Consider the following 6,422-nt stretch of genomic DNA (forward strand, 5'->3'; position numbering starts at 1 on the left):
GCTGCTCTTTATAAGAGCAGCTTTTTTTATTTAATAAAAATGACTTACTGTTAGAAGTTAGCTTGCGAACCGTCTAGTAATAGCTACGAATTAGACCGTCTGAGTTTTAATAGTCTCAAGATAGCTTCTGATATTGCTGACATAGTGCATAGCTTGACCATAACGGCTATTCGACGCTCTATTATCTGCTAAATAAGCATAGACGTTCGCCCAGCTCTTATCATCGATACCTTGAGCTCGCAGTTCGCGTTGGATTCTTTTTACCGCATTGGGACCCATGTTATAACCTGCAAGGGCAAACCAGATACGGTCAGTTTTTGGCACATCAGAGAAGTCTGCTTTCACTTGCTCTAGATAGCGTGCACCGCCACCAATGCTTTGATAAGGATCGACACGGTCTGAGACGCCCATCGCTTTAGCAGTATTATTGGTCAGCATCATTAATCCGCGTACGCCAGTCGGCGACACAGCATTGGCATCAAGATGTGACTCTTGATAACCCATCGCGACCAGTAGTTCCCAGTCGTGATTGTAATTGCGTGCTTGCTCTTCAAACGAAGACTGATAGTCCGGTAATTTTTCCGTCAACGTTCTCTGGAAATGATCCTGACTATAGGCATCTTTAAGCAAGTTTTGATTGTAGAACGCGGCAAGTTTTTGTGTGTTTTGTAGCTTGATGCTATCGCACAAAAAGTAACTGGCCTTTCTTGATAGTGGATCATTGGATGAGCTAAACGTCCAACTTACCTTAGGGTGTAGTCCGTTCTTAGTCAGACTAGAGTCATAACCACAGCTGACATTGATAGACGATAGATTCAGCTGGCTTTTTAGCTTAGTGCTAGCCGTAGTCAATGCCATGTCAGCGTTGCCGGTTCTTAATGCTTTTAGTGCTGCTTCTTCACTGGCATAGGCTTTTAGATTGATATCGACACCGAGCTCGTCGGCATAAGTGCGCACCAGATCAAACCCAAAACCATGTTGGAAGCCATCGGTAGCAAAGTAAGTGCTATCGCCTGGTACCGCAGCAATGGTCAAGGTGTTTTCCAGCATGACATTGTCATAGGCTGGTACCGATGTGTTCATGGTCGTCAAACTCTCAGCGGGCAACGAGAGTAAAGCGATACTAGAGATTTGTGCCAGCTTTTTGGTTCTGGCAAAACGATTAGACGCAATAGGGGTAACGGATGAAACGATGTTACTTTTGGTGTTCAGTAGGCGTTTAGATGGACGCAGTAAATATGAAATACGGCGTTTGGCCCCTTGCGCAGATACTTTTACACGATAAGTAATACGCTGCATGGATGTCTCCTGATTTTAGCCATCCTTCTTACCGCAAAAACACGTATAAATATATGTGCATAATATTGACATATATCGATATCGTATCTTAAATAGAGTGGCATTTTTAATAGGATAAATGCCGCTCTATCTTGTTTGACTATAGCGCCACTAGCGTACTCTCTCTAAGAGTTAGTGGGATAGTTTGTCGTCAGCCAGCTATCGATATGTCATAAAAGCGTTCTAAAGCAGTGTTTATAAGTACTGGTGTAAAATACTGAACGCACAACAACGCGAAGGATATAAATCAGATGATTCCTTCATCGATAACTAAATATGGCTAGTGGCCAAACAACTATATGTCAAACATAGGTAAGGTCATGATTAAGTTATTGAGACAAAGACATAGCTTGAAACATTGATGTAAGGTTTTGCCAATGAGGCAAATACATTCATCTGTTTTAACTATGCTAACTTTGATGGCTGGCTATACTTTGAATCACTAATATTAAGTTACTAGTAATAGAATAGCTGGCTACTAAAGTTGTTTGTCCAGCAATGAGGGTAAGCAAAATAACCAAGATTGATAGTTTATAGCGGTCTATCAAACTGACTATGTCATACCGTCATCGCGACACCAAAAATAAAAAAATACCATGCTGCTAACATATATAGTGCAAACATAGTATTTCAATGGGTAGCGGCTTAAAATCTTATCGCTGATATAGCATGATAAAGTCTTAAACAACTACCAGCATTATTTTAGTGCCATAACCGGAAGCTGTAATAATGGGAAGTTTCATGACAAAACGTTCTTTCTTACGGGTAGTAATATGCGGTTACTAATTGCATTATTCAAGTGGAGTTAAGAAAAAAGCGATAAAACTTAACAATTAAGATATAAACGGTTAATTTCCCAGATATTTGGTACATAATAATCAAAAATAGAATAACAAAGTTCAAATAGTAGTAAAACTAGACTTTGTGCTTATAGTTTGACTATAGCATTAGCAAGTCTAGTTTGGCTTTTGAACTATCATTTTCTCTACAAGCTTTTCTCTATAAATGACCACCGTTTAAACTGATAATTTAAGTGGCTACCTTATGCTGGATTTTCGATATCGATAAAAGTAACTGGCAGACCAAATTTTTGAGCGACTATCTCTCCTAACGCCTGAATACCGCCACGCTCCGTTGCATGATGACCACAAGCAAAATAGTCAATCCCAAGCTCACGCGCGCTATGCGTGGTACGCTCAGATATCTCACCAGAGATAAACGCATCACAGCCCATAGTAGCTGCTTGCTCAATCATATCCTGCGCACCGCCTGTACATATACCTACACGTTCGATCAGCCTACCATTTGTCTGAGCAGAAGCGTCTGTATGATACTCAGCTGAGATATGTAATGGCGCGCGACCTAAAGCTTGAGTAATGGTGGCAATGAGATCGTCAGCAGTTTGCGGTGTGCAAGTAGCGATATTGCCCACAGGATGTGACTCGGAGGGATAAAGCGCACCAATAATCGTCAGGCCAAGCATATCAGCAAGTTTTGCGTTGTTGCCAGAGATTGGGTGTGCATCAAGCGGTAGATGATAGCCAAGCATAGAGATACCGTGTTGCATCAGCTTGCGCACGCGTCGACCCTTCATCCCAGTGAGCGTAGCAGGTTCGCCTTTCCAGAAGTATCCATGATGCACCATAATCGCATCGGCATTGTTAGCAATCGCAGCATCTATCAAGGCTTCACAAGCCGTGACACCAGTAACGATACGTTGAATCGGGCGTCCACCGTCGACCTGCAGACCATTAGGCGCATAGTCTTTAAACGCGCTGGTAGATAAGTAGTCGTCACAGAACTGTGTCAATTCCTGAACGCTGATGCTTTGAGTATTGGATTCAGCTGTCGTATGATTTGCAGTCATTATGTTTTCCTGTCATCAATAAAGTGTATGTCGTAAGGTGCTATGGATTCACTAAGCAAAAATTATGTATTATCTGTCATGTTTGAGAGTGTTTGGTTTTGGACTTCTAGCTTTATGTTCAATTCTCGAAATGCTGAAGTGTCGAGCATCGCAAAAGTTATTTTAACATGCCGTTGTAAGCAAGCAGACAATCTGGATAACTGAAATGGTACACGATACGTTACTATTTACTGGTATTGCGGTTATAATTTATACACGTGAGTCTGCCTAGCTGTATAGCATTTGACCATTCAATTGATGAGTCAAGATTAGCTAAGCGGTCGCTATTATCTCACATCGTTTTTCACCGTTTGTTTGCAATAAATTTATAGAGGTTTTATATGTCGTCATCTCGGAACACCAATAACAAGGCGTCTTTATTAAAATGGTTACCTTGGGTCTTATTGCTGCTAGTGTTAGCAGCGTTTATCTGGTTGTTCACGAGTATGAAGTCGACGTCGGAGGCTACATGGGAGCCGCCGAGAACCCCGCCTGCCGAGCAGCAAGCAGCAGAACCAGTGTCAGACACGCCAGCGCCTATCTCTTCTTATCATAATGCGGTGGCACGTGCGTCGCAGTCTGTAGTCAACATCTATACGACGCAAACGATGACCGAGCATCCTTATATGGATGATCCCGTACTGCGCCGGTTTTTTGAATATCATGGTGGCCCATCACAAGAGCAGGGCAATACCAATTTAGGCTCTGGTGTGATCGTATCAGAAGATGGCTATATCGTGACTAATGCCCATGTGATCGAAAAAGCAGATGAGATCACAGTCGCATTCAATGATGGTCGTAAAAGTCGTGCCAGAATCATTGGTACAGATCCTGATAGTGACCTAGCTGTGATCAAGGTCGATATGACAGGGCTGACACCACTTGGCTTCCGCGAAGATCCGATTCGTGTGGGTGATTTAGCACTAGCGATCGGTAATCCATTCGGTGTGGGTCAGACAGTGACGCAGGGGATTATCTCAGCGACTGGTCGTACTGGATTGGGCGTCAATAAGTTTGAAGACTTTATCCAGACGGATGCGGCGATTAATCCGGGTAACTCAGGCGGCGCACTGGTCGATGCTCATGGCGAGCTAGTTGGTATTAACACCGTCATATTCTCGCGCTCTGGTGGCTCGATGGGTATTGGCTTTGCGATTCCGACGGCATTGGTTGAGCAAGTGATGAATGCCTTGATCAAAGATGGGCGCGTCAGTCGTGGCTGGTTAGGTATCGAGATTCAGTCACAGCTACGTGACCCAACACAGTTAGAGACATCAACAGGCGTAGAAGTACTAAACGTCATTGATAACAGTCCGGCGGCAAAAAGTGGCCTACGTGTCGGTGATATCGTCCTAACCATCGACGATGTCGAGATGACAGATGCCAATACCTTGATTCAGTATGTTGCTCGTAAGCCACCAAATACTGAACTGGATGCGCAAATATTGCGTCAAGGTAAAAACGCCCAAGTAAAAATCACGTTAGAAGAGCGTCCAGCACAAGAGCCGCTTGAGCGTCCTGTCGTACTGCAAAATGAGAGCATGGGTGGAATGGAGCAGCCAAACATTCAAGGTGATGAAGAAACGCCAATGATGTCAAAGGCAGAGCGTGATCGTATGCGCGAAGAGCTGATGAAACTGTTTGAACAAGATGCTGCATCGCAGTAAGTCGTAGTTACTGTTACCACTATGTGCTGACTCATATATACATTATGAGTCAGCATTTTTATTTGGCTGATAACATAAGAAAGCGCGCTTCTTATCTAAAGGAGCGCGCTTTTTGTTGGAGCTGATTTTTTGAAGCTAGAACGCTAGCTTTATCTATATATAACCCTGCTATAACTTCTCAATTGGGTCATGATTGATATAAATAACACCTTGCACACGGCAACAGCAGGGCAGGATTTCATCTTCTTCAATCATTGCCAGTGGGTCAAACGGATAATCGACCGTATGCGAGCTGGCAATACGTTTGACTCGGCAACTACCACAGTAGCCTTCGCGGCATTGATAGTTTACCTCGTGTCCGGTGCGTAGCAGTCCATCTAGCAGACTCTCGTCATCATGCAGATAGAACTGCTTTTTACTGGTCATTACCCAAGTCATCGTGAATCCTATTGGGATATGTCTGTGCTATTGCTATCCCTACTATTAACCCATAAGACGATTACCGCGATAGAAATTTTATAACTTCAAATTTCTACCGCTTAAGCCTTTATCATATAAAGTCTTTCTAGCTCAAAGCTCTTACAACTCAGCTCTTATAATTCAAAATCATCAAAATCACTATCCGATAAGTCAGAGTCAATCTGACCAACCAAGTACGAGCTAATCTCAGTCTCTTGCGGTGCTACTTGCACATTGTCAGACGATAGCCACGTGTTAATCCACGGGATTGGGTTTGATTTTGAGTTCGGGAACGCCGCTGGCAAGCCGACAGTTTCCATACGTAAGTTGGTGATGTATTCGATATATTGGCAAAGGATATCTTTGTTTAAACCAATCATCGAGCCATCTTTGAACAGGTAGCCTGCCCATTCTTTTTCTTGCTCGGCAGCCTTACGGAAGATTTCGATGCTTTCTTCATAACACTCTGCGGCAATCTCGACCATTTCAGGGTCGTCACGACCATTGCGCATGAGGTTTAGCATATGCTGCGTACCCGTCAGATGCAGCGCTTCATCACGAGCGATTAGCTTGATGATTTTGGCATTGCCTTCCATCAATTTACGCTCAGCAAAGGCAAACGAGCAAGCAAACGACACATAGAAACGAATCGCTTCTAGAACGTTGACCGCCATAATGCACAAGTACATTTGCTTTTTCAGCGATCGTAAATCAACGGTCACTTGCTCGCCATTGATGTTGTGCGTACCTGGACCATACAGGCTATATAGCTGTGAGTTGCGATACAGCTCATCATAATACTGGGCGATATCAGAGGCACGGCCCAAGATGTGCTCGTTTTGCATAATGTCATCAAAGATAATATTTGGATCATTGACGATATTACGAATGATATGCGTATAGCTGCGTGAGTGAATGGTCTCAGAGAACGACCATGTCTCAATCCACGTCTCAAGCTCAGGGATAGACACTAGCGGCAGTAGCACCACGTTTGGACTACGACCTTGAATAGAGTCGAGTAGGGTCTGATACTTGAGGTTGCTCAAAAATAT

5 protein-coding genes are annotated in these 6,422 nt (G+C 43.5%); 1 reads left to right on the forward strand and 4 read right to left on the reverse strand.

Features of this window, described 5'->3' with window-relative positions:
• Positions 1–90: 90 nt before the first annotated feature.
• Positions 91–1,299 carry a transglycosylase SLT domain-containing protein gene (locus B2863_RS12155; protein ID WP_102077942.1) on the reverse strand — a complete coding sequence of 403 codons (1,209 nt, stop codon included), beginning with the start codon at positions 1,297–1,299 and terminating at the stop codon, positions 91–93.
• Between the two features lie 1,081 nt (positions 1,300–2,380).
• Positions 2,381–3,205, reverse strand: coding sequence for a Nif3-like dinuclear metal center hexameric protein (locus tag B2863_RS12160; RefSeq protein ID WP_296211032.1), 825 nt, complete (start codon positions 3,203–3,205; stop codon positions 2,381–2,383).
• A gap of 380 nt (positions 3,206–3,585) precedes the next feature.
• Between B2863_RS12160 and B2863_RS12165 the strand changes: the two genes are divergently transcribed.
• Positions 3,586–4,911 carry a S1C family serine protease gene (locus B2863_RS12165; RefSeq protein WP_201566687.1) on the forward strand — a complete coding sequence of 442 codons (1,326 nt, stop codon included), beginning with the start codon at positions 3,586–3,588 and terminating at the stop codon, positions 4,909–4,911.
• Positions 4,912–5,079: 168 nt separating this feature from the next.
• Here the strand turns inward: B2863_RS12165 and yfaE are convergent, their stop codons facing one another.
• Both yfaE and nrdB read right to left on the reverse strand, forming a co-directional pair.
• Entirely contained in the window at positions 5,080–5,349 is a 270-nt protein-coding gene (yfaE, locus tag B2863_RS12170) for a class I ribonucleotide reductase maintenance protein YfaE (RefSeq protein ID WP_101205363.1), read from the reverse strand.
• A 155-nt stretch (positions 5,350–5,504) separates the two neighbouring features.
• On the reverse strand, positions 5,505–6,422 hold a 918-nt coding region (nrdB, locus tag B2863_RS12175), incomplete at its 5' end, for a class Ia ribonucleoside-diphosphate reductase subunit beta (RefSeq protein WP_296211036.1).

This window comes from Psychrobacter sp. UBA3480 (assembly GCF_002377945.1).
Lineage (GTDB): Bacteria > Pseudomonadota > Gammaproteobacteria > Pseudomonadales > Moraxellaceae > Psychrobacter.

Bases quoted from the DNA above. Each gene is read 5' to 3' on its own strand.
- B2863_RS12155 (WP_102077942.1), bottom strand. From the start codon at position 1,299: ATGCAGCGTATTACTTATCGTGTAAAAGTATCTGCGCAAGGGGCCAAA.
- B2863_RS12160 (WP_296211032.1), bottom strand. From the start codon at position 3,205: ATGACTGCAAATCATACGACAGCTGAATCCAATACTCAAAGCATCAGC.
- B2863_RS12165 (WP_201566687.1), top strand. From the start codon at position 3,586: ATGTCGTCATCTCGGAACACCAATAACAAGGCGTCTTTATTAAAATGG.
- yfaE (WP_101205363.1), bottom strand. From the start codon at position 5,349: ATGACTTGGGTAATGACCAGTAAAAAGCAGTTCTATCTGCATGATGAC.